An 18,019-nucleotide genomic window follows, 5' to 3' on the forward strand; every position below is an offset into this window, starting at 1 on the left:
ACATGAGCAGCGAGGCTCCGGCGTACCGGCGGATGAGCGTCGAGGCACGCCGCACCCAGCTCCTCACGGCCGCGGTCGACCTCTTCGGGCACCGTCGCCCGGAGGACGTCTCGGTGGACGACGTGGCGGCGGCCGCCGGGGTCTCCCGGCCGCTGGTGTACCGCTACTTCCCCGGCGGCAAGCAGCAGTTGTACGAGGCCGCGATCCAGGGCGCCGCCCAGGAGCTGATCGGGCGCTTCGCGGTCGCGCCGCAGGGCGCGCCGACCCGGCGGCTGGCCGACGTGCTCGACCGCTACCTGGACTACGTCGACGAGCACGACGCCGCCTACGCCGCCCTGATGCGCGGCGGCGGCGTCGCCGGCGACGGCCGCACCGGGGCGGTCGTGGACGGCGTGCGGCGCCGCGCGGTCCAGCAGGTGCTGCACCATCTGGGGGTGGCCAGGCCGGGCCCCCGGCTGGCCACCATGGTCAGGGCGTGGATCGCCTCGGTCGAGGCGGTGTCGCTGATCTGGCTGGACGAGGGCAAGCGCCCGCCGCGGGCGGACGTACGGGACTGGCTGGTCGACCAGTTCACCGCGCTGCTGCTGGTCACCGCCGCCCGGGACCAGGAGACCGCGGACGCCGCGGCTCCTGCGCTCGCCGAGGAGACCCCGGACAGCCCGGCCGGCGTGCTGGTCCGCCGGCTCGCCCCGCTGGCGCCGCTGGTCGCCCACCTCGCGAAGCCGCCCGGCGACGGCGCGGACCCGCCCGGCGACGGCGCGGACCGCCCCGGCGGCTGACCCCGCGGCCCGATCCCGCGCCCCGCTCCCGGCGCGGCCCTATCCCAGCAGGCCCGACGCCCGCCACAGCCGCTCGGCGGGTCCGTGGAACATGCCGACCTCGTCGAAGAAGTCCATCAGCCGCTTGGCCGACTGCCGCAGCACCTCGCGCCGGTGCGGGCTGTTGCGGGCGGCGGCGACCGCCTCGGCCGGGTCGAGCCCCACCGAGGCGTAGACCTGCGGGCTGATCAGCGCGCGGGCGATGACGCGGGCCGCCTGGCCGCCCGAGAGGCGGGTGAGCGCGATCTCCCAGCGCGGCGCGGTCCGCATCTGCCGGCGCAGCTCCTCGCGGGCGTAGCGGATGTGCCGGGACTCCTCGACGACGTGGATGCGGGCCACGCCGGCGATGAACGGCTGCACCCGCTCGTCGGGGAAGGTCAGCCGCTGCATCCAGTCGAGGATCTCCTCGGCGAGCAGCGTGCCGGTGAACGAGCCCGGCGTGGTGGACACGGTCTTCATCGCCCGGCCCAGCGTGTGGTCGAGCCGGGACGGCCGGTAGGTCGGCGTGCCCATCTTGGTCACCGCGCGGGCGAACATCTTGGAGTGCCGGCACTCGTCGGCGATCTCGGTCAGCGCGTACGCCACGTGCGCCGAGGTCGGCTCCTGGTCGTAGGTGTGCCGCAGCAGCAGCTGCATCAGGATCGTCTCGAACCACACCCCGATCGAGCAGAGCGAGGCGACCTCGTGCCGGCTCAGCTCGATCTGCTGCTCCAGCGGCATCCGGTGCCACAGCGGGGTGTCGTAGAGGGACACCAGCTCAGGCGGCCAGAACCACTTGCCCTCCTCGAAGGGCGCCTCCCAGTCCAGCTCGGTGTCCGGGTCGAAGGAGTGTTTCGCGGAGGCGGCGAGCAGCCGTTCCGCGGTCCTCTCGCGGTCGATCAGTGCGGCGTCCATACCGAAAATGCCTCCGGCGCAAGGGGGTTACCACGGGTACCCGCCTTATGAGACTCTGTGTCAACAAGCTCGTCAAGACCCCGGGAGCCGCCCGATGTCGTCGCAGGATCTCTACACGCAGCAGCCGGCCGAGTGGAGTTGGCAGGTCCCCGCGCAGGGCTCGGCCCGATTCTCCTGGGAGTACGACGACGGCCGGGACCGCCTGCTCGCCCTCTACCAGAAGGGCAAGGACAAGCAGTGGGACGCGGTCCGCAGGATCGACTGGGACCTGGAGGTCGACCCGTACGACCCGCTCGGCACCCCGGACGAGGCGATGTCGCTCTACGGCACCCGGTACTGGGACGCCATGAGCGAGCGCGACCGCGGACTGCTGCGACAGCACTACACCTCCTGGCAGTTCAGCCAGTTCCTGCACGGCGAGCAGGGCGCGATGGTGTGCGCGGCCCGGATCGTGGAGTCCGCGCCCGACCTGGACGCGAAGTTCTACTCCGCCACCCAGACCATGGACGAGGCCCGGCACGCCGAGATCTACGGCCGCTTCCTGCGGGACAAGATCGGCATGCTCTACCCGGTCAACGACAACCTGCAGGCGCTGCTCGGCGACACCCTGCGCGACTCCCGCTGGGACATGCCCTACCTCGGCATGCAGGTGCTCATCGAGGGCCTGGCGCTGGCCGCCTTCGGCATGATCCGCGACACCACCACCAAGCCGCTGCCGCGGCAGATCCTCGCCTACGTCATGCAGGACGAGGCCCGGCACGTGGCCTTCGGGCGGATGGCGCTGCGCGACCACTACCAGCAGCTGTCCGACGCCGAACTGCGCGAGCGCGAGGAGTTCGTGATCGAGGGCTGCTACCTGATGCGGGACCGGCTGCGCGGCGTCGAGGTGCTGGAGAACTTCGGCATCCCGACCGCGGAGGCCGCCGAGCTGACCGAGAAGTCGGAGTTCCTGCACCTGTTCAGGAAGCTGCTGTTCAGCCGGATCGTGCCGTGCGTGAAGGACATCGGCCTGTGGGGGCCGCGGCTGCAGAAGGCGTACCTGGACATGGGGGTCTTCGACCTCGGCGACTCCAACCTCGACCTGCTGATGGCCGAGGACGAGGAGGTCGCCCTGCGGCTGGACGCGGAGCGCTTCGCGCAGGAGGAGCAGGCCCGCGTCGCCGAGGTCGAGCAGGCCGTCGCGGAGGGCGCGGCCACGTCCGGCTGACCGCCCCGGGCGCGCGCAAGGGGTGCATCGTACGCTTGTCCGATGAACGAGGGAGCGGGATCGCGGCGTGCGGCCCGTCGCGCCAGGCAGCGCCGCCGCCGCAGGAACACCGCGGTCGCCGGGGCCGGTGTGCTCGCCGCCGCGCTGGCCGCGTTCCTGCTGCTGCCCGGCCGCGGCGGCAGCCCCGCCGACGCGGCCGCCGGCCGGACGGCCGGCCCGGTCCCGTCCGCCTCCGCCTCCTCCGCCGCGTCCGGCGCGGCGCCGTCCGCCACCCGCCGCGCGGAGCCGCCCGGCACCATCACCCTCGCCTTCGCGGGCGACGTGCACTTCACCGAGCGCACCGCCGCCCGGCTCACCGCCGACCCCGCGCTCGGCCCGATGTCCGGCGCGCTGTCCGCCGCCGACTTCGCGATGGTCAACCTGGAGTCCGCGATCACCGACCGCGGCGCCCCGCAGCCGAAGATCTACCACTTCCGTACGACGCCGCGGGCGCTCGGCGCGCTCCAGGGCTCCGGCGTCGACGCGGTCACCATGGCGAACAACCACTCCGTCGACTACGGCGCCCAGGGCCTGGCCGACAGCCTCGCCGCCAAGCACGCCTCGCCGATCCCGGTGATCGGCATCGGCGCCGACGACACCGAGGCGTACGCGCCGTACCGCACCACCGCCAACGGCGTCCGGCTCGCAGTCGTCGCGGCCAGCCAGGTCGACGACATCACCAACGAGAACTGGCGCGCCGGGCCCGGCAGACCCGGCATAGCCTCGGCCCTCGACCGGCCGCGGCTGCTGGCCGCGGTCAGGAGCGCCAAGGCGCGGGCCGACGTCGTCGTGGTCTACCTGCACTGGGGCACCGAGGGCCAGAGCTGCCCCGGCGCCGAGCAGAAGTCACTGGCCGCCGAGCTGTCCGCGGCCGGCGCCACCGCGGTCGTCGGCACCCACGCGCACGTGATGCTCGGCTCCGGCATGCTCGGCCCGACCTTCGTCGGCTACGGCTTCGGCAACTTCCTCTGGTACGGGTCCTCGCCCTACCCGCACTCCGACGAGACCGGCGTGACCACGCTCACCGTCCGCCACGGCCGCGTCGCAGGGGCCCGGTTCACACCCGCCCTCGTCGACTCCTCGGGCGTCGCCGAGCCGCAGACGGGCGCCGCCGGCCGCCGCATCACCGACCGGCTCGCCCAACTCCGCACCTGCACCGGCCTGTCGGCGGCTCCCTGACCGCCCCCGCGTCCGAACCCGGGCCCGCCGCCCCCGCACATCCGCCCCCGTGCCCCGACGTGCTCCGACGCGTCCCGACGTCCTGATTCTGCAACAGCCGGCCGTCTCGGCACCGGACACGGAACCGTATCCTGGGCCGTCGCATCTCTTCGTGCGCAGATCAGATGAGCCGACCGATCTGCGGGGTCCGCGCGGGTCCGCGGGCGGGCCGCGCGACAAGCGCGAGCGACGACACAGTCAGGCGGGGACACACATGACGGAACAGCGGGGCACCCTCGCACGGGTCAAGGCGGCACCTCAGTGGGTGGCGGTGAGCCTGGCCGCGCTGGTGGTGGTCATCGCGTCGGTCGCCTCGGCGCTGCTGGCGCCGGGCTCCGGCGGGAGGTCCGGGGCCGGCGCGCCGGCCGTCAGCGGCCGGCCCGCGAGCGGCGCCGGCGCCACGACCACCGGATCGCACCCGCCGATACGCCCGACCGCCCCGACCGTGGCCCCGGTGCCGGACTCGATCCAGCACGCCACCGAGGCGGCGGGCCCGGCGGTCAACATCACCATCGACGACGGCCCCGACCCGGTGTGGACCCCGAAGGTCCTCCAGGTGCTCAGGCAGCACCACGTGCACGCCACCTTCTGCATGATCGGCCCGCAGGCCAGGGCCCACCCCGACCTGGTGAAGCAGGTCGTCGCGCAGGGCCACCGGCTGTGCGACCACACCGTGCACCACGACACGACGATGGACCACAAGCCGTTCGCCTACCAGAAGTCCGAGATCATGGACGCGCTGTCGATGATCGAGCAGGCCTCCGGCGGCGCCCGCGTCTACTACTACCGCGCGCCCGGCGGCGCCTTCACCCCGCCGAGCCGCGCCCTGGCCGCGCAGCACGGCATGCGCCCGCTCGGCTGGAACATCGACACCAAGGACTTCGACCGGCCCGGTGTGCCCGTCATCCTGGGCACCCTCAAGGACGAGATCCACAACGGCCCGACGATCCTCTTCCACGACGGCGGCGGCAACCGCACGCAGACCGTCAAGGCCCTGGGCGAGTCGCTGACGTGGCTCAGGCAGCAGGGCTACGCGTTCAGTTTCCCGAAGGTGGACTGAAGGCCGCCGCCGGCGCCGGCGACCCGAGCACCGCCTCCATCACCGACCGGGCGATCGGCGCCGCGTTGCCGCCGCCGGAGATGTCCGCGCGGTCGGCCTCCGCGTCCTCCACCACCACCGCCACCGCGACCGCCGCGTGCGCGGCGCCCGGCCGGCGGGCGTAGCTGATGAACCAGGCGTACGGCGTGCCCTTGTTGGCGGCGCCGTGCTGTGCGGTGCCGGTCTTGCCGCCCACCGCCACCCCGGGGATCGCCGCGTTGCCGCCGGTGCCGCGGGTCACCACCGCCTCCATCAGCTGCTGCAACTGCCGCGCGGTGCGCGCGCTCACCGCCTGCCGCAGCGCCTTGGGCCGGGTGGTCGAGACGGTCACCCCGCTGTGGTTGGTGACCCGGTCGACCAGGTACGGCGTCATCAGCCGGCCGCCGTCGCCGACCGCCGCGGCGACCATCGCCATCTGCAGCGGCGTCGCGGTGGTGTCGTACTGGCCGATCGACGACAGCGCGGTGCGGTCCCGGCTCATCCCGGTGTCGATGGAGCTGGTCGCCACCCGCGGCGGGACCCGCAGCCGGCTGTCGTTGAAGCCGAACCGCTCCGCCTGCGCCACCACCGCGTCCGAGCCGAGGTCCGCGCCGAGCTTGGCGAAGACGGTGTTGCAGGAGATCCGGAAGGCGTCGTAGACGCTCGCGTCGGCGCAGCCGCGCGACTCGTTGCTCAGCCCCACCGTGGTGCCCGGCAGGGTGTACGGGTCGGGGGAGTCGGTGCGCGCGTGCAGGTCCGTGACCCGGCCGGCCTCCAGCGCGGCCGCCGCGGTCACCACCTTGAACGTCGAACCCGGCGGGTAGGTCTGCCGGATCGCCCGGTCCAGCATCGGCTGGTCGGCCGCCGAGGTCAGCGCGGTCCACGCCTGCCCGGCGGACGGCCCGGCGCCCGAGAGCATCCCGGGGTCGTACGACGGCGAGCTGACCAGCGCCAGAATCCGGCCGGTCGCCGGGTCGAGCGCCGCCACCGCGCCCCTGCGCCCGTCCAGCCCGTCGAACGCGGCCCGCTGCGCCCCCGCGTCGACGGTGGTGTGGACGTCGCCGCCGCGCTGCCGGGCCCGGGTCAGCTCGTTCCACAGCGGCTTGGAGGCGAGCTTCGGGTCGCTGCCCGCCAGCACCGCGTCCTCGGTGCCCTCCAGCAGCGTGGTGCCGTAGGTCTGCGAGGACAAGCCGGTCACCGGCGCGTACAGCGGGCCGTCGGCGTAGGTGCGTTCGAACCGCAACTGGCCGCCGGTGGCGTGCGATCCGGTGACGCGCCGCTCGCCGACGAGGATGTCGCCGCGCGGGTCGTGGAAGCGGGCCACCGCGATCCGCCGGTTGGCCGGATCGGCGTCGAACGCGCCCGCTCTGACCACCTGGACGCGGAAGGCGTTGACGAGCAGCGCGAGCAGCAGCAGGAAGCAGAAGGCGGCGGAGTGCCGGATGCAGCGGTTCACACGGTCCTGCTCTCTGACGGCTGCTCGCTGGGCTCGGGCGGCTCCGGCGGCGCCGGGTCGGGCTCCGGGCGGCGGGCCCGGTCGCTCGCCCTGATCAGCACCGCCACGATGATCCAGTTGGCGACCACCGAGGAGCCGCCCTGCGCGAGGAACGGCATCGCCATACCGGTCAGCGGGATCAGGTCCATCACCCCGCCGGTGATCACGAACACCTGGAGCGCCAGGATCGACGCGAGCCCGGTCACCAGCAGCCGGCCGAACGGGTCCCGCAGCGCCAGTCCCGCCCTGAACCCCCGGTCCACCAGCAGCGCGTAGAGCAGCAGCAGCACGCACAGCCCGGCCAGGCCCAGCTCCTCGCCCGCGGTGGCCAGCACGAAGTCCGACTTGGCGGCGAAGCCGATGGTGTACGAGTAGCCCTGGCCGAGGCCGGCGCCGAGCACGCCGCCGCCGGCGAAGGAGAACAGCGACTGCGCCAGCTGGTTGGGGCCGAGCCCGGCGTCGATGGTGCCGAAGGGGTGCAGCCAGTCCTCGACCCGGGTGTGCACGTGCGGCTCCAGCGACCCCGCGGCCATCGCGCCCGCGGCCGCCAGCAGCAGCCCCACCGCGATCCAGCCGGTGCGCCCGGTCGCCACGTACAGCATCACCACGAACAGGCAGAAGAACAGCAGCGAGGTGCCCAGGTCGCGCTCCAGCACCAGCACGCCGACGCTGGCCAGCCAGATCGCCAGCACCGGGCCGAGCACCCGGCCGGTCGGCAGCTGGAGCCGGCGCAGCCACGGCACCCGGCGGCCCGCGTAGGCCAGCGCGGCGCGGTTCGCCGACAGGTAGCCGGCGAAGAAGACCGCGAGCAGCACCTTGGCGAACTCGCCCGGCTGGAGGGACAGGCCGGCCAACCGCACCCAGATCCTGGCGCCGTTCACCGCCGGGAAGAAGATCGGCACCACCAGCAGCGCGAGCGCCGCGGTCACGCTCAGATACGCGTACCTGGCCAGCACCCGGTGGTCGCGCAGCGCCAGCACCACCACGGTGAACAGCGCCACGCCGGTCGCCGACCAGACCAGCTGCGCGGGCGCCGCCCGCGCGCCGAGGGAGGGTTCGAGGTCGAGCCGGTAGATCAGCACCAGGCCGATCCCGTTGAGCAGCACCGCGATCGGCAGCAGCAGCGGGTCGGCGTACGCGGCGCGGGCGCGCACCGCCACGTGCGCGATCAGCGCGAGCCCGGCGAGCCCGGCGCCGTACCCGACGGTGCCGGGCGGGACCGCGCCGTCCTTGGCGAGGCCCACCTGCGCGTAGCCGGCCATCGAGATCAGCACGGCGGCGACGATCAGCGACAGCTCGACGCCGCGCCGGGCGGGCCGCTCGGCCGCCGGGGCCGGGGGAGGTGCGGGCGGGGCGGTCGCCGACGGTGCCGTCATGGGCCGCAACGCTAGCAACGCAAGGCCGTTATGTCCGTGAAGGACGGGTTTCCGAGGGCGCTCCGTGCCTCTGGTGGACGCGCCGCACGGCGCCGCGGCGCCCGCTGCGGCGGCCGGGCCGGGGGCCGGGGACGCGTGTCACAGGCCCGACGTAGGCTGACTGTGTGACCACTCCGGACGAACTCGCCGACCTGCCGTACGCCGGTCTGCTGCGGCCGCACAGCGGCCCGCTGGCCGTCGAAGGGGACTACGACACGGTCCACTTCGACCGGCTGGCCTTCGAGGACGACGCGGCCGGCGGCTCGCGCTTCCTGGAGTCCGCGGTCACCGACTGCGTCTTCTCCGGGACGGGGCTGCGCCGCGCCCGGTTCAACGACGTGTGGGCGTCGGGCACCCGGCTGACCGGCGTCTCGCTCGCCGACACCGACTGGCTGGACTCGGCGCTGATCGGCTGCTCGCTGGCCGGCGTCGAGGCGTTCGGCGCGATCCTGCGCCGGGTGGTCTTCCGCCGCTGCAAGCTCGACTCGGTGAACCTGCGCACGGCCGCGCTGCACGAGGTGGTCTTCGAGGACTGCGTGCTGCGCGACGTCGACTTCGGGGAGGCCGCGCTGGACCGGGTGGCCTTCCCGGGCAGCCGGCTGGAGCGGGCCAGGTTCGGCCGCGCGGCGCTGAAGAAGACCGACCTGCGCGGCGCGGTGGCCATCGACCTCGCCGACGGGTACGACAGCCTGCGCGGCGCCGTCGTCAGCCCCACCCAGCTGCTCGACCTCGCCCCGCACCTGGCGGCGACCCTCGGCATCCTCGTCCAGGACGGCTGAGCGCCAGCCCGCACCCCCCTTTCCCGTCCCGTCCCCGCCCCTTTCGCCGCGCCCTCCAGGAGAGCCTTGTGAGCACCCTCTACGACATCCCGCTGACCACCCTCGACGGCAAGGCCACCTCGCTGGCCGACCACCGCGGCAAGGCCGTGCTCGTGGTGAACGTCGCCTCCCGGTGCGGCCTCACCCCGCAGTACGAGGGGCTGGAGCGGCTCCAGCAGCGCTACGCCGACCGCGGCTTCACAGTGCTGGGCGTGCCCTGCAACCAGTTCGGCGGCCAGGAGCCCGGCAGCGCCGAGGAGATCCAGACCTTCTGCTCCACCACCTACGGCGTCACCTTCCCGATGGTCGAGAAGGTCGACGTCAACGGCCCGGACCGGCACCCGCTCTACGCCGAGCTGACCCAGGCCCCCGACGCCGAGGGGGAGGCCGGGGACATCACCTGGAACTTCGAGAAGTTCCTGGTCGACGCCGAGGGCACGGTCGCCGGCCGGTTCCGCCCGCGCGTCCTGCCGGAGTCCGACGAGGTCACCTCGGCGATCGAGGCCCGCCTCCCGAACTGACCGACACGGGGCATATGTGACCCCGGTGACCCCCTGTGACCTGCGGTTCGTTCCCGGGAGCGAGCCGGACGGCCCCCACTAGATGCGCGAATGCGCCATGGCAGGTACCGGCCGGTCGGTGGACATTGTCGGGGTCACCCGCCGCTGCGAAGCTCTCATTACCGCACCAAGCGAGGAAGGGACAGCGGCAGTGCAGGAGATCGAGTTCCGTAGCGGACACCTCTGTGTCGACACGGACCCTGCCCTGTGCGTTCCTTGCCAGGAGCGGTTGGATCGGCAACTCGCCTTGCTTCCCCGGGTATACGGCGAGTTGGAGGTTGCGCTCGTACCGGCGCCGGACTCCGGCGACCGAGTGACCGGCATCGACCGGCCCGGCATCCCCCTGAACGGGCCGGCTGTCGAAGCGCGCGCCGCTATTCGAGGCACTCTCGCCTCCTGGGCCGATCTGATAGTCGAGGGCCGCACCGTCCGTCTCCCCCTACGGACGGTGCCGGCCCTCGCAGCTTTCCTCCGCCGCCACCTCGGCTGGCTGGCCGTACACCCGGCCGCCGACGACGCGGCGACGGAGATCGACGCACTGCTCCGGCGGGCCATGGCGGTCAGCCGGGGCTCCCAGGACCGACTCGCCGTCGGCCACTGCGGCGCCTGACCGGCCCGCACCCCCTCCGTCCCCACTCCCCCCACTCGGCTCGGCCCCACCTCACCGGGCCCCAACTCACCGGGCCTGCCTGCCCGCTCACTTCCGCTGTGCGACTCACCCACGAGTTCCCCCCACAAAAACGCTGTACGGCCCGCGAATCATCACGGGCCGTACAGCGGAAGAGCGGAATAGGAGTTCGCTTCACGTCCCCCGAGTCACGCGGAGATCTCCGGCGAGCCCGCGGTCGGGACGTCGGTCGGCGTGTAAGCGGCGCTCGGGAACCAGACGGCCGGCGAGGCGGTCGCAATGCCCGGGAACCACACCCCCGGAGAGCCTTCGGTTGCGGCGGCGGTCGGGAACCAGACCGAGGGGGTCGCGTGCGGCGTGGTGGCCGGGAACCATACGGCCGGCGCTATCGCGTCGTCGGCGACCGCGGTGGTGGCAGAGGCGGCGGGGGATGCGGACGGGTCGTCGTCCGCGATGGCTGCGGTCGCTCCGGCTGCTGATGACAGGATCAGAACCAGCGCGGCGACAGCGGACACGTGCGTCGTGTGCCGGATACGCGACATCGAAATCCTTAGTGGGACTGAGAAGGGGTAGTGCGCTCGCGAGGGTATGCAGCCACACGTAACTCCGCCAATGGTGGCAAAATCAGACAGTAGAACGCCAGGCTCCGGTACTGCGCGTACGCGCCATGGCGTAAATGCGAACGTCAAATCAGCCCGTGTGCGGAGGCGAGAACGCCCGCCTGGAAGCGACTGTCCGCCTGGAGGTATCGCATGATCTCAGACACCAGGCGACTCACAGTGCGCAGTGAGACCCCTAGTTTGCGCGCGATTCGCTCATCTGTCAGCCCGTTGGCCAGAAGTCGCATCGTCGTGCGATGCTGTTCGGTCAACTCGCCGTCGGTGTCGAAGCTCCCGGCGGCCTTGGCGGAGTACGGCACCGAGCGCAGCCAGCAGTCCTCGTACAGCGCCACGTAGGAGCGGACCAGCGCCGGCCCGCGGACCACCACGGCGGGTCCCGCCGGGTCCTCGGGATTGGCCAGAACCAGTGCGCTGTGCGAGTCGGCGATCAGCAGATCGAACGGCACGTGGGTGGCCAGCCGGACTTCCACGCCGATGGTCGAGAGATCCGAGAGGTATTTACGCTGACGCGGTGCGGAATTAATGCTCTGGCTGTAAATGGAGCGCACGCGAATTCCACGGCCGATGAGTCTCTTGTCCTCTTCCAGGGCGCCCGAGAGAATTTCACTCGGCGGCAGCGGACCCGGATGCATGGAGCCGATGGACTCGGTGACCGTCGCGTCGAAATCCTGCACGAACTGCCGGCGGCGGTCGTCCCGGGTGATGAGTTCGACCTCGATCTCCGCGGTCTCGCGCAGCACCGCGGGGCGGTAGCGGTCCATCAGCGACTCGGCCGCCTCGACGATCGTCGCCAGCTCCTCGCGCTGGACCCGCAGCGCCTCCCGCTGCCGGGCGAGCAGCCCGATCAGCGCGGTGTCCGGCTCCACCGGCACGATCTCCTCGGGCACCCGGCCCGGCCGTATCAGCCCCAGTTCCTCCAGCTCCGCCCAGCCGGCCGCGGCCTCCGACTCGGTCAGGCCCAGTCCTGCCACGGCCTTCTCCGGCGCGGTCGATCCGCTGGCGCGCAGCGCCTGGTAGAGCGCGAGCCCGGCATCCGCCGCATCCGCCCCACCGCTGCGAGCAACACTGGCCACGGCTTCCCCCTTTCGTCACCGCGTCGCGGACCCGGGTCCGTGTGCGGTCTCACGACCGCGCCGGAAACGACTTTAGCAACGGTTCTGGCACATGCCAGCAGTCGAGTCGGCGCCTGCGCTTCTTCAATGCCGGGCGAGTCCCTTCAGGGCGCATCCGTCCCGAAGGTGCCAATGTGCCGTGGCGTTCATCTTGGTTTCTCGGTACGGGACTCCCCATTCGTGCCCGCTCTCCCTGGTCCATAATCGATCATGAGGGCTGGAGAAGCCAGAGCCGGGAGGGGAGCAGCGCATGACGACGTCGCACGAGCCGGCCGGCGCGCCCCCGGCGCACGCCCGTCCCGCGCCGGGCGGCGGGCCGCTGCCGGTGGTACTGGTGGGCGCCGGCAAGGTCGCGCACGCCGCGCACCTGCGCGAGATCCGCGACCTGCCGGGTGCGGTCCGGCTCGCCGCCGTGGTCGAGGGCGACCCGGTGCGGTCGGCCGCGGTCCGCGCCGCGGGTTTCCCCGACGCCGTGCACGCCGCGGACCTGGACGAGGCGGTACGGGCGGGGGCGCGTGCCGCGCTGGTCTGCACGCCCTGGTGGACGCACCGCGCGGTGGTCGGCGAGTGCCTGGCGCGCGGGCTCCCGGTGCTGTGCGAGAAGCCCGTCTCGCTCGACCCCGCCGAGATCGACGAGCTGATCGCGGCCGAGCGGGCGGCCGCGGTCCCGGTCGCCGCCGGGTACATGAAGCGCCACGACCCGGTCGTCGCGCTCTTCGTCGCGCACTGCCGGGCCCGGCTGGCGCGCGGCCGCCGGCTCACCGTCGACATCCACGACCCCAACGCGCCGCACCAGGTCGCGCACCTGCTGCCGTACGACCCGCCGCCGTTCGGGCCGCAACCGCCGCCCGCCGAGGCCGCGCTGGCCAGGGCGCTCGGCCCGCGGGCGGACGCGGTGCAGCGGGAGGCGTACGCCCGCGGGCTCGGCGGCTCGCTGATCCACCAGGTCAACCTGGTGCACGCGGTGCTCGCGGGCAGCGGGCTCGCGCTGGAGGGCCGGCTGCTGCACGCCGAGCAGTGGGCGGACGGCGACTCGGTCGGATGCCGCTGGCGGCCGTCCCGGCGGCTGGCCGTCGACGTCGCCCACCAGCGGCTGCCGGGACACCGCCGCTACCGCGAGGTGCTGGAGTTCACCGCGGAGGACTCGGTGGCCACCCTCACCCTGCCCTCCCCCTACGCCAGGGACGAGAGCGCGACGCTGCACGTCGACAGCTGGGACCCGGCGACCGGGCTCGGCGCCCGCGAGACGCGCACCGCCGAGCCCGGCCACACCGGGTTCCGCCGCCAACTGCTCGCCTGGGCCGCCCAGCTGACCGCGGGCGGCCCGCCGCTGCCGGGCCTCGCCGAGGTCCGCCGTGACGCCGCCGCGGTCCGTGAGGCCGCACTGCGGCTGAGCTGACGGCGGGGCGCTACCCGGCCGGGGCGCCGGCCGCGGCCGTGGCGCCGGCGGGCGCGGCGGGCCGCAGGGCGTCGGGCACCTGGCGCGGGTCGCGGACGCCGATCTCGTCGTCCTGCGTGATGACCGCCTGGCCCGGGTCCACCCCGGCCAGCCGGTAGACGGCGACCTGCTGGTCCGGGTCCTTGCCGCGGCCCTCGTCGCAGCCGGGCAGCGCGCCGGTGCCGAGCCGCGCGCCCGAGTGCCGCCAGTGCCGCGGGGCGCCCTGGCCCGGCAGCGGGACGTAGGTGTGCGCGTCATAGGAGAGCACCCACGCGCAGTCCGCGTCGCCGCCGCCCGCGGACCCCGACGACGTGCAGCCGGCGAGCGGCGCCGTCAGCGCGAGCAGCGCGGCGAGGCCGACGCCCCCCCGGCGTACGGCGGTTCGCCCCGCCCGCGGCCCCGGCCGTGCCCTTCGTGGTGACCTCATACGCCCTCCCCGTTCCCCGTACCCCGTCGCCCGTTCGGCGCCGCGCTTTCCCGCGGTCCTTCCCGGCCGGCGGTTGGACGGCGCCGCCCGGTTTCCGGTTCCGGACCCGCGGCGGGCGCGGCGGGCCCGGCGAGACCGGGTGCGTGCCGGTGCGTACCGGGGGTAGCCGAGCACACAGCAGCGCACTATCGGAGGTGAACGCCATGCTGATCCTGGGACTGCTGCTCCTGGTCTGCACCGCCGCGTTCGTCGGGCTCGTCATATCCGACAATTTCGGAGGCGGGGCCGAGCACGACGTGACCGTGCTCGGGCACCACATCGCGACCATGAACGGGGTGGAGATCTTCTGTGCGGGCCTCGCGCTCGCCCTGATCTTCTGCCTGAGCGTGCTGATGACCCTGGCCGGGACGGCGATGCAGCGCCGCCGCGGCCGCAAGCTGCGGACCGCCCGGCGGGACGCGGACGCCACCGCCCGGGAGCGCGACGAGCTGGCGGCCCGGCTCGACCGCATCCACGCCGAGCACGTGGCCGCTGACGAGGACGACGCGGCCGCGGGCAGGGGCGAACTGGCCGCCGACCGCGAACGGGACGTCGCGGCCACCCACGAAGGGGACCTGGTGGCCGACCGGGACCACGACCACGAGCGGGACATGGCGACCGCGGAGAGCGGCGCCACGGTCGACGACGGCGGCGAGAACGGCAGTGGGACGACCCACCGCCGGCACGCCCGCCACCTGTTCGGCCACTGACACCCCCGCGGGGACGCGGTCCCGCCCCGCTCGGCCCGACCCGCACCACCCGACAGGCCCTGGCCGCACCGGTATCCGCCGGTGCGGCCAGGGCCTGTCTCGCGTGCGGACCCGCGGCCCGCCACCACGCCTGCCTGTCCGAAGTGGATCTCCGCGGCGTCGCGTCGCCGCGCGGATCCACCCGACAGGCCCGGGTCAGCCGTCGATCCGGTGCTGGGTCCAGAAGGACGTCAGGTCGGTGCTGGTGGCCGCCTGCGCGGCCGCCTTGAACTCCGCGGTCGTGGAGACCCCGTACCAGTGGCCCTGCGCGTAGCCGCGCAGCAGCGTGGTCATCGCGCTGTCACCGATGAGCCGCCGCAGGTCGTGCAGCGCGCACTTGCCGTAGCCGTAGACCACGGTGGAGTAGCGCGAGGAGTGCGCGTCCCAGTAGGCCATCGAGTTGGTGATCTTCTCGGCCGAGGACGCCCAGGACACGCTGTTCCAGCAGCCGGTGCCGGTCTTGCCCTCGGCCAGGTCGGTCGAGTAGTCGGCGAACGCCTCGTCCAGCCAGGGGTTGTTGTACTCGTCGTCGCCGACGATGCCGTACCACCACTGGTGGGCCAGCTCGTGGGTGAGCGCGTTGCTGTCCACCAGGTCCAGCACGAAGCCGGGGTACTCCATGCCGCCGAACCAGAAGTTGTTGTCGAGCACGGCGTCGACCTCGCCGTACGGGTAGGCGCCGAAGCGCTGCCCGTGCGCGTCCACCGCGGACTCCGAGGTGCTCAGCATGGACTGGGCGCTGGAGGTGGATATCCCGCTCACCGCGTAGACGTTGACCTTCACGCCGCCCGGCGAGGTGCCGGAGACCTTGCTGAAGGCGCCCGCCGCCCAGGCGAAGTCGCGCACCTTGGTGGCGGTCGCGGTGGTGACGGTCCGGCCCGAGGCGCCCGGGGTGTCCACCGAGGTGCCGGTCGCCGGCACCAGCAGGCTCGTCGGGTGGTCGAGGGTCACCCGGAAGTCCGCGGCCAGCGAGTAGAAGGCCTCGCCGTTGTTGGTGTACGGGTCCAGGTGCCAGCCGGCGGCGTCGCGGATCGCCAGCACCGGCAGCGCGTTGCCGATGAAGGAGAAGGCGCCGTCCCGGCCGAACCGGTCGGCGCCGCTGGGCACCGCGATCTTCAGGTCGAAGCCGATCGTGCCGCTCTGGCCCTGCTGCAGCGGCGCGGGCAGCGTCACGTCCATCGCCGTGCAGCCGACCGACAGCGCGGAGGCGGTGCCGCCGGTGACGGCGGTGACGGTGATCGGCGTCGTCGGGCAGGAGCCGTGGTAGTTGTCCCACAGCCGCAGGTAGACGTCGTTCAGCGGGGACGCGGAGGCGTTGGTGAAGGTCACGCTCTCGTGGCCGTTCCAGGTCGCGCCGGTGGCGTCGCTGGTCAGGTTCACGGTGTACGCGGGCGACGCCGGGGTCCTGGTGGAGTCCGCGGGCGGCGTGGTGGGCGGGGTGGTCGGCGGCGTCGTCGGGCCGCCGTCGCCCGAGGTGTTCAGCGCCACGTCGTCGATCACGAAGCTGGTCTGCAGCCCGGAGTCCTCGGTGCCGGTGAAGGCGAGCGTCGCCGTCTGCCCGACGAACGCCGAGACGTCGTAGGTGCGCTGGACGTACCCCGAGCCGGCGTCGAGGTTGCTGTAGGTGGCGAGCGTGGTGGCGCCGAGCTTCGCGGTGAGCTTGTCGTACGCCGTGGAGGTGGTGGTCTCCGCGGTGTCGACGTGCAGCCACACGGTGAGCGTGGCGGTGCTGCACCCGGCGGGCACGGCGACCGACTGCGACAGGGTGTCGGTGTGGGTCGACCCGTAGCCGTTCAGCCAGGCGAACCGCGAACCGGTGTGGGCGCTCTGGCCGCCGCCGGTGGTGATCACCCCGCTGGAACTGGTCCAGGGCGTGGTGCCGTTCTCGAAACCGCCGTTGCCCACGATCTGTGCGGGCGTGCAGGCGGCCGCGGCGTGCGCCGCTGCCGTCGTCGCGGGCGGGGCGGCGTGTGCGGCGCCCGCGACGGCGGCGGTCACGGCGAGGCCGGCGGTACCGGTCGCCGCGATCAGGGAGAGCAGTCTGCGTCTCATCGGATCCTCTCGTGGAGGCACGCGGCGGCAGCTGGTGCCGCACGCGGTGGGGGGAGTGCGGACAGACCTCCGCAGTGTCCGCCACCGGCCGCCGCCGGGAAACCCTCACAGTCCACGCATAGGGAAATCCCTACGCCGCCGCGGCCGCGGGGGTCCGACGAGCGGTGCGGTGGCCCCCGGGGGTGGGGGCCGCCGCGTGTCCGGGGCCGCGTCAGGTGCCCGGTCCCCGCGTCAGGAGGCCAGCGTCCAGGACTGGTTGGCCGCTCCGGTGCAGGACCAGATCTGCAGCCGGGTGCCGTCCGCCGAGCTGGGACCGGTGGCGTCCAGGCACTTGCCGGAGCCGGCGTTGACCAGGGCGGCGCCGGTGTGCGTCCAGTGCTGCGCCGCGGTGCCGTTGCAGTCGTACAGCTGGACCTTCGCGCCGTTGGCGGTGCCGGCGGAGGTCACGTCCATGCACTTGCCGAGCGCGCGCAGCGTCCCGTCGGAGCCGGCGCTCCAGGTCTGCGCGGTGGTGCCGTTGCAGCCGTAGAGCTGGACGGCGGCGCCGTTGGTGCTGCTCGCGCCGGCCACGTCCACGCACTTGCCGCCGTAGCCGACGATCTGCCCGCCGCCGGCCGGCGGCGGGGTGGTGCCTCCGGTGGTGCCGCCGGTGGTGCCGGAGGCGCCGACCCAGGTGGTCGCCGCGGCCGAGCCGACCGCGTCGATGGTCGTGTTGTTCTCGACCGGGTTCGGCACCTTGCCGGGGAAGACGACGAAGGTCACCGGTCCTTCGGTGCCGCCGGTGTCGGGGTCGGGGTCGATGCCGAGCGCGGTGGCCAGGGCGTACGAGCCCTCGCCGATGATGTCGTCGGGGCCCTCGTCGGCGAAGACCGCGTAGGCGACCCTGCCGTTGTAGACGACGGCGGCGACGCTGCCGGGGGAGATGCCGGCGGACCGGTAGTCGAAGCGGCTGCTGGGCAGCGGGATGACGAAGTAGCGGGTCACGTCCGAGGTGAAGTACGCGCCGGTGGAGGTGTTGAAGGAGGTCTGCGCCTGGTACCAGGGATCGGTGGAGGGGCTGCAGTGCGAGGTGGTGACGCCGTCGCAGTCGATGTCCATGTCGGACGTCCAGAAGTAGGCGGAACCGTTCTTGCAGATCGACACGGTGGCCGCGCCGCCGTCGTCGGTGGCGTACTTGCCGTTCGACGCGGCGCCGCACGACGAGGTCTTGGCCAGCAGCTGGGCCGCCGTCGGCCCGGCCGCGGCGACCACGGCGGGCGCGGCCGCCGAGTTCGACGCGCCGGCCGTCGCGGCCGCGGCGATCGTGGCGACGGCGACTCCCAGAGCGGTCAGACCTAGGCGCAAGCGTGTACGGAACAACATGTGCTCACCTCTTCCGAAGCGGCGGTGTGGGGGACTGACAGGAAACCCTC

General features: G+C 73.4%; 17 protein-coding genes. 9 read left to right on the forward strand and 8 right to left on the reverse strand.

Translation table 11 applies throughout. From position 1 onward, the window contains the following. The first annotated feature begins 2 nt into the window (after window positions 1–2). Window positions 3–779, forward strand: coding sequence for a TetR/AcrR family transcriptional regulator (locus V2S66_RS15110; protein ID WP_330795560.1), 777 nt, complete (start codon window positions 3–5; stop codon window positions 777–779). Between the two features lie 39 nt (window positions 780–818). On the opposite strand, the gene V2S66_RS15115 is transcribed toward V2S66_RS15110, so the two are convergent. After that, window positions 819–1,712, reverse strand: a complete 894-nt coding sequence (locus V2S66_RS15115; protein ID WP_330795562.1) for an AurF N-oxygenase family protein — start codon at window positions 1,710–1,712, stop codon at window positions 819–821. A gap of 94 nt (window positions 1,713–1,806) precedes the next feature. Here V2S66_RS15115 and V2S66_RS15120 point away from each other — a divergent pair, with 94 nt between their 5' ends. The 3 genes from V2S66_RS15120 to V2S66_RS15130 all read left to right on the forward strand — a co-directional run bounded on the left by V2S66_RS15120 (window position 1,807) and on the right by V2S66_RS15130 (window position 5,236). Further along, complete coding sequence (locus tag V2S66_RS15120; RefSeq protein WP_330795563.1) at window positions 1,807–2,919, forward strand: ferritin-like domain-containing protein; 1,113 nt, start codon at window positions 1,807–1,809, stop codon at window positions 2,917–2,919. A gap of 42 nt (window positions 2,920–2,961) precedes the next feature. Continuing rightward, complete coding sequence (locus tag V2S66_RS15125; RefSeq protein WP_330795565.1) at window positions 2,962–4,137, forward strand: CapA family protein; 1,176 nt, start codon at window positions 2,962–2,964, stop codon at window positions 4,135–4,137. Window positions 4,138–4,390: 253 nt separating this feature from the next. Beyond that, window positions 4,391–5,236, forward strand: coding sequence for a polysaccharide deacetylase family protein (locus V2S66_RS15130; RefSeq protein WP_330795567.1), 846 nt, complete (start codon window positions 4,391–4,393; stop codon window positions 5,234–5,236). Here V2S66_RS15130 and V2S66_RS15135 read toward each other — a convergent pair. Further along, window positions 5,214–6,710 carry a penicillin-binding transpeptidase domain-containing protein gene (locus V2S66_RS15135; RefSeq protein ID WP_330795569.1) on the reverse strand — a complete coding sequence of 499 codons (1,497 nt, stop codon included), beginning with the start codon at window positions 6,708–6,710 and terminating at the stop codon, window positions 5,214–5,216. The two genes, V2S66_RS15130 and V2S66_RS15135, sit on opposite strands and share 23 nt — an antisense overlap. Next, window positions 6,707–8,125 carry an FtsW/RodA/SpoVE family cell cycle protein gene (locus tag V2S66_RS15140; protein WP_330795571.1) on the reverse strand — a complete coding sequence of 473 codons (1,419 nt, stop codon included), beginning with the start codon at window positions 8,123–8,125 and terminating at the stop codon, window positions 6,707–6,709. The genes V2S66_RS15135 and V2S66_RS15140 overlap by 4 nt, the downstream gene beginning before the upstream one ends. Window positions 8,126–8,289: 164 nt before the next feature. Here V2S66_RS15140 and V2S66_RS15145 point away from each other — a divergent pair, with 164 nt between their 5' ends. From V2S66_RS15145 to V2S66_RS15155, 3 genes are all read left to right on the forward strand, one after another. Then, window positions 8,290–8,943 (forward strand): pentapeptide repeat-containing protein, encoded by a 654-nt coding sequence (locus tag V2S66_RS15145; protein WP_330795573.1) that lies wholly within the window; start codon window positions 8,290–8,292, stop codon window positions 8,941–8,943. 68 nt (window positions 8,944–9,011) lie between these two features. Next, window positions 9,012–9,503 carry a glutathione peroxidase gene (locus V2S66_RS15150; RefSeq protein WP_330795574.1) on the forward strand — a complete coding sequence of 164 codons (492 nt, stop codon included), beginning with the start codon at window positions 9,012–9,014 and terminating at the stop codon, window positions 9,501–9,503. A gap of 487 nt (window positions 9,504–9,990) precedes the next feature. Continuing rightward, window positions 9,991–10,152 carry a hypothetical protein gene (locus tag V2S66_RS15155; protein ID WP_330795576.1) on the forward strand — a complete coding sequence of 54 codons (162 nt, stop codon included), beginning with the start codon at window positions 9,991–9,993 and terminating at the stop codon, window positions 10,150–10,152. Between the two features lie 206 nt (window positions 10,153–10,358). On the opposite strand, the gene V2S66_RS15160 is transcribed toward V2S66_RS15155, so the two are convergent. Continuing rightward, a complete protein-coding gene (locus V2S66_RS15160) occupies window positions 10,359–10,712 on the reverse strand; it encodes a hypothetical protein (RefSeq protein WP_330795577.1) in 354 nt (117 codons plus the stop codon). Window positions 10,713–10,855: 143 nt separating this feature from the next. Further along, window positions 10,856–11,863, reverse strand: coding sequence for a helix-turn-helix transcriptional regulator (locus tag V2S66_RS15165; protein WP_330795579.1), 1,008 nt, complete (start codon window positions 11,861–11,863; stop codon window positions 10,856–10,858). Window positions 11,864–12,152: 289 nt separating this feature from the next. Here V2S66_RS15165 and V2S66_RS15170 point away from each other — a divergent pair, with 289 nt between their 5' ends. After that, window positions 12,153–13,301: a Gfo/Idh/MocA family protein gene (locus V2S66_RS15170; RefSeq protein WP_330795581.1), complete on the forward strand. Its 1,149-nt coding sequence runs from the start codon at window positions 12,153–12,155 to the stop codon at window positions 13,299–13,301. A 10-nt stretch (window positions 13,302–13,311) separates the two neighbouring features. Here V2S66_RS15170 and V2S66_RS15175 read toward each other — a convergent pair whose 3' ends face one another. Beyond that, the gene (locus V2S66_RS15175; protein ID WP_330795582.1) at window positions 13,312–13,767 is read right to left on the reverse strand and encodes a DUF6281 family protein; all 456 of its coding nucleotides are present in this window, start codon (window positions 13,765–13,767) and stop codon (window positions 13,312–13,314) included. Between the two features lie 203 nt (window positions 13,768–13,970). On the opposite strand from V2S66_RS15175, the gene V2S66_RS15180 reads away from it, so the two are divergent. Next, a complete protein-coding gene (locus V2S66_RS15180; RefSeq protein ID WP_330795584.1) occupies window positions 13,971–14,516 on the forward strand; it encodes a hypothetical protein in 546 nt (181 codons plus the stop codon). A 195-nt stretch (window positions 14,517–14,711) separates the two neighbouring features. On the opposite strand, the gene V2S66_RS15185 is transcribed toward V2S66_RS15180, so the two are convergent. After that, entirely contained in the window at window positions 14,712–16,607 is a 1,896-nt protein-coding gene (locus tag V2S66_RS15185; protein ID WP_330795586.1) for a M1 family aminopeptidase, read from the reverse strand. Window positions 16,608–16,838: 231 nt separating this feature from the next. Continuing rightward, on the reverse strand, window positions 16,839–17,951 hold the full coding sequence (locus V2S66_RS15190) for a ricin-type beta-trefoil lectin domain protein (protein ID WP_330795588.1): 1,113 nt from the start codon (window positions 17,949–17,951) through the stop codon (window positions 16,839–16,841). Window positions 17,952–18,019 lie beyond the last annotated feature (68 nt).

Source organism: Actinacidiphila polyblastidii, assembly GCF_036353415.1.
Lineage (GTDB): Bacteria > Actinomycetota > Actinomycetes > Streptomycetales > Streptomycetaceae > Actinacidiphila > Actinacidiphila polyblastidii.

What these genes read in the sequence shown, in the direction of transcription:
- V2S66_RS15110 (WP_330795560.1), top strand. Translation starts at nt 3, where the DNA reads ATGAGCAGCGAGGCTCCGGCGTACCGGCGGATGAGCGTCGAGGCACGC.
- V2S66_RS15115 (WP_330795562.1), bottom strand. Translation starts at nt 1,712, where the DNA reads ATGGACGCCGCACTGATCGACCGCGAGAGGACCGCGGAACGGCTGCTC.
- V2S66_RS15120 (WP_330795563.1), top strand. Translation starts at nt 1,807, where the DNA reads ATGTCGTCGCAGGATCTCTACACGCAGCAGCCGGCCGAGTGGAGTTGG.
- V2S66_RS15125 (WP_330795565.1), top strand. Translation starts at nt 2,962, where the DNA reads ATGAACGAGGGAGCGGGATCGCGGCGTGCGGCCCGTCGCGCCAGGCAG.
- V2S66_RS15130 (WP_330795567.1), top strand. Translation starts at nt 4,391, where the DNA reads ATGACGGAACAGCGGGGCACCCTCGCACGGGTCAAGGCGGCACCTCAG.
- V2S66_RS15140 (WP_330795571.1), bottom strand. Translation starts at nt 8,125, where the DNA reads ATGACGGCACCGTCGGCGACCGCCCCGCCCGCACCTCCCCCGGCCCCG.
- V2S66_RS15160 (WP_330795577.1), bottom strand. Translation starts at nt 10,712, where the DNA reads ATGTCGCGTATCCGGCACACGACGCACGTGTCCGCTGTCGCCGCGCTG.
- V2S66_RS15170 (WP_330795581.1), top strand. Translation starts at nt 12,153, where the DNA reads ATGACGACGTCGCACGAGCCGGCCGGCGCGCCCCCGGCGCACGCCCGT.
- V2S66_RS15175 (WP_330795582.1), bottom strand. Translation starts at nt 13,767, where the DNA reads ATGAGGTCACCACGAAGGGCACGGCCGGGGCCGCGGGCGGGGCGAACC.
- V2S66_RS15180 (WP_330795584.1), top strand. Translation starts at nt 13,971, where the DNA reads ATGCTGATCCTGGGACTGCTGCTCCTGGTCTGCACCGCCGCGTTCGTC.
- V2S66_RS15185 (WP_330795586.1), bottom strand. Translation starts at nt 16,607, where the DNA reads ATGAGACGCAGACTGCTCTCCCTGATCGCGGCGACCGGTACCGCCGGC.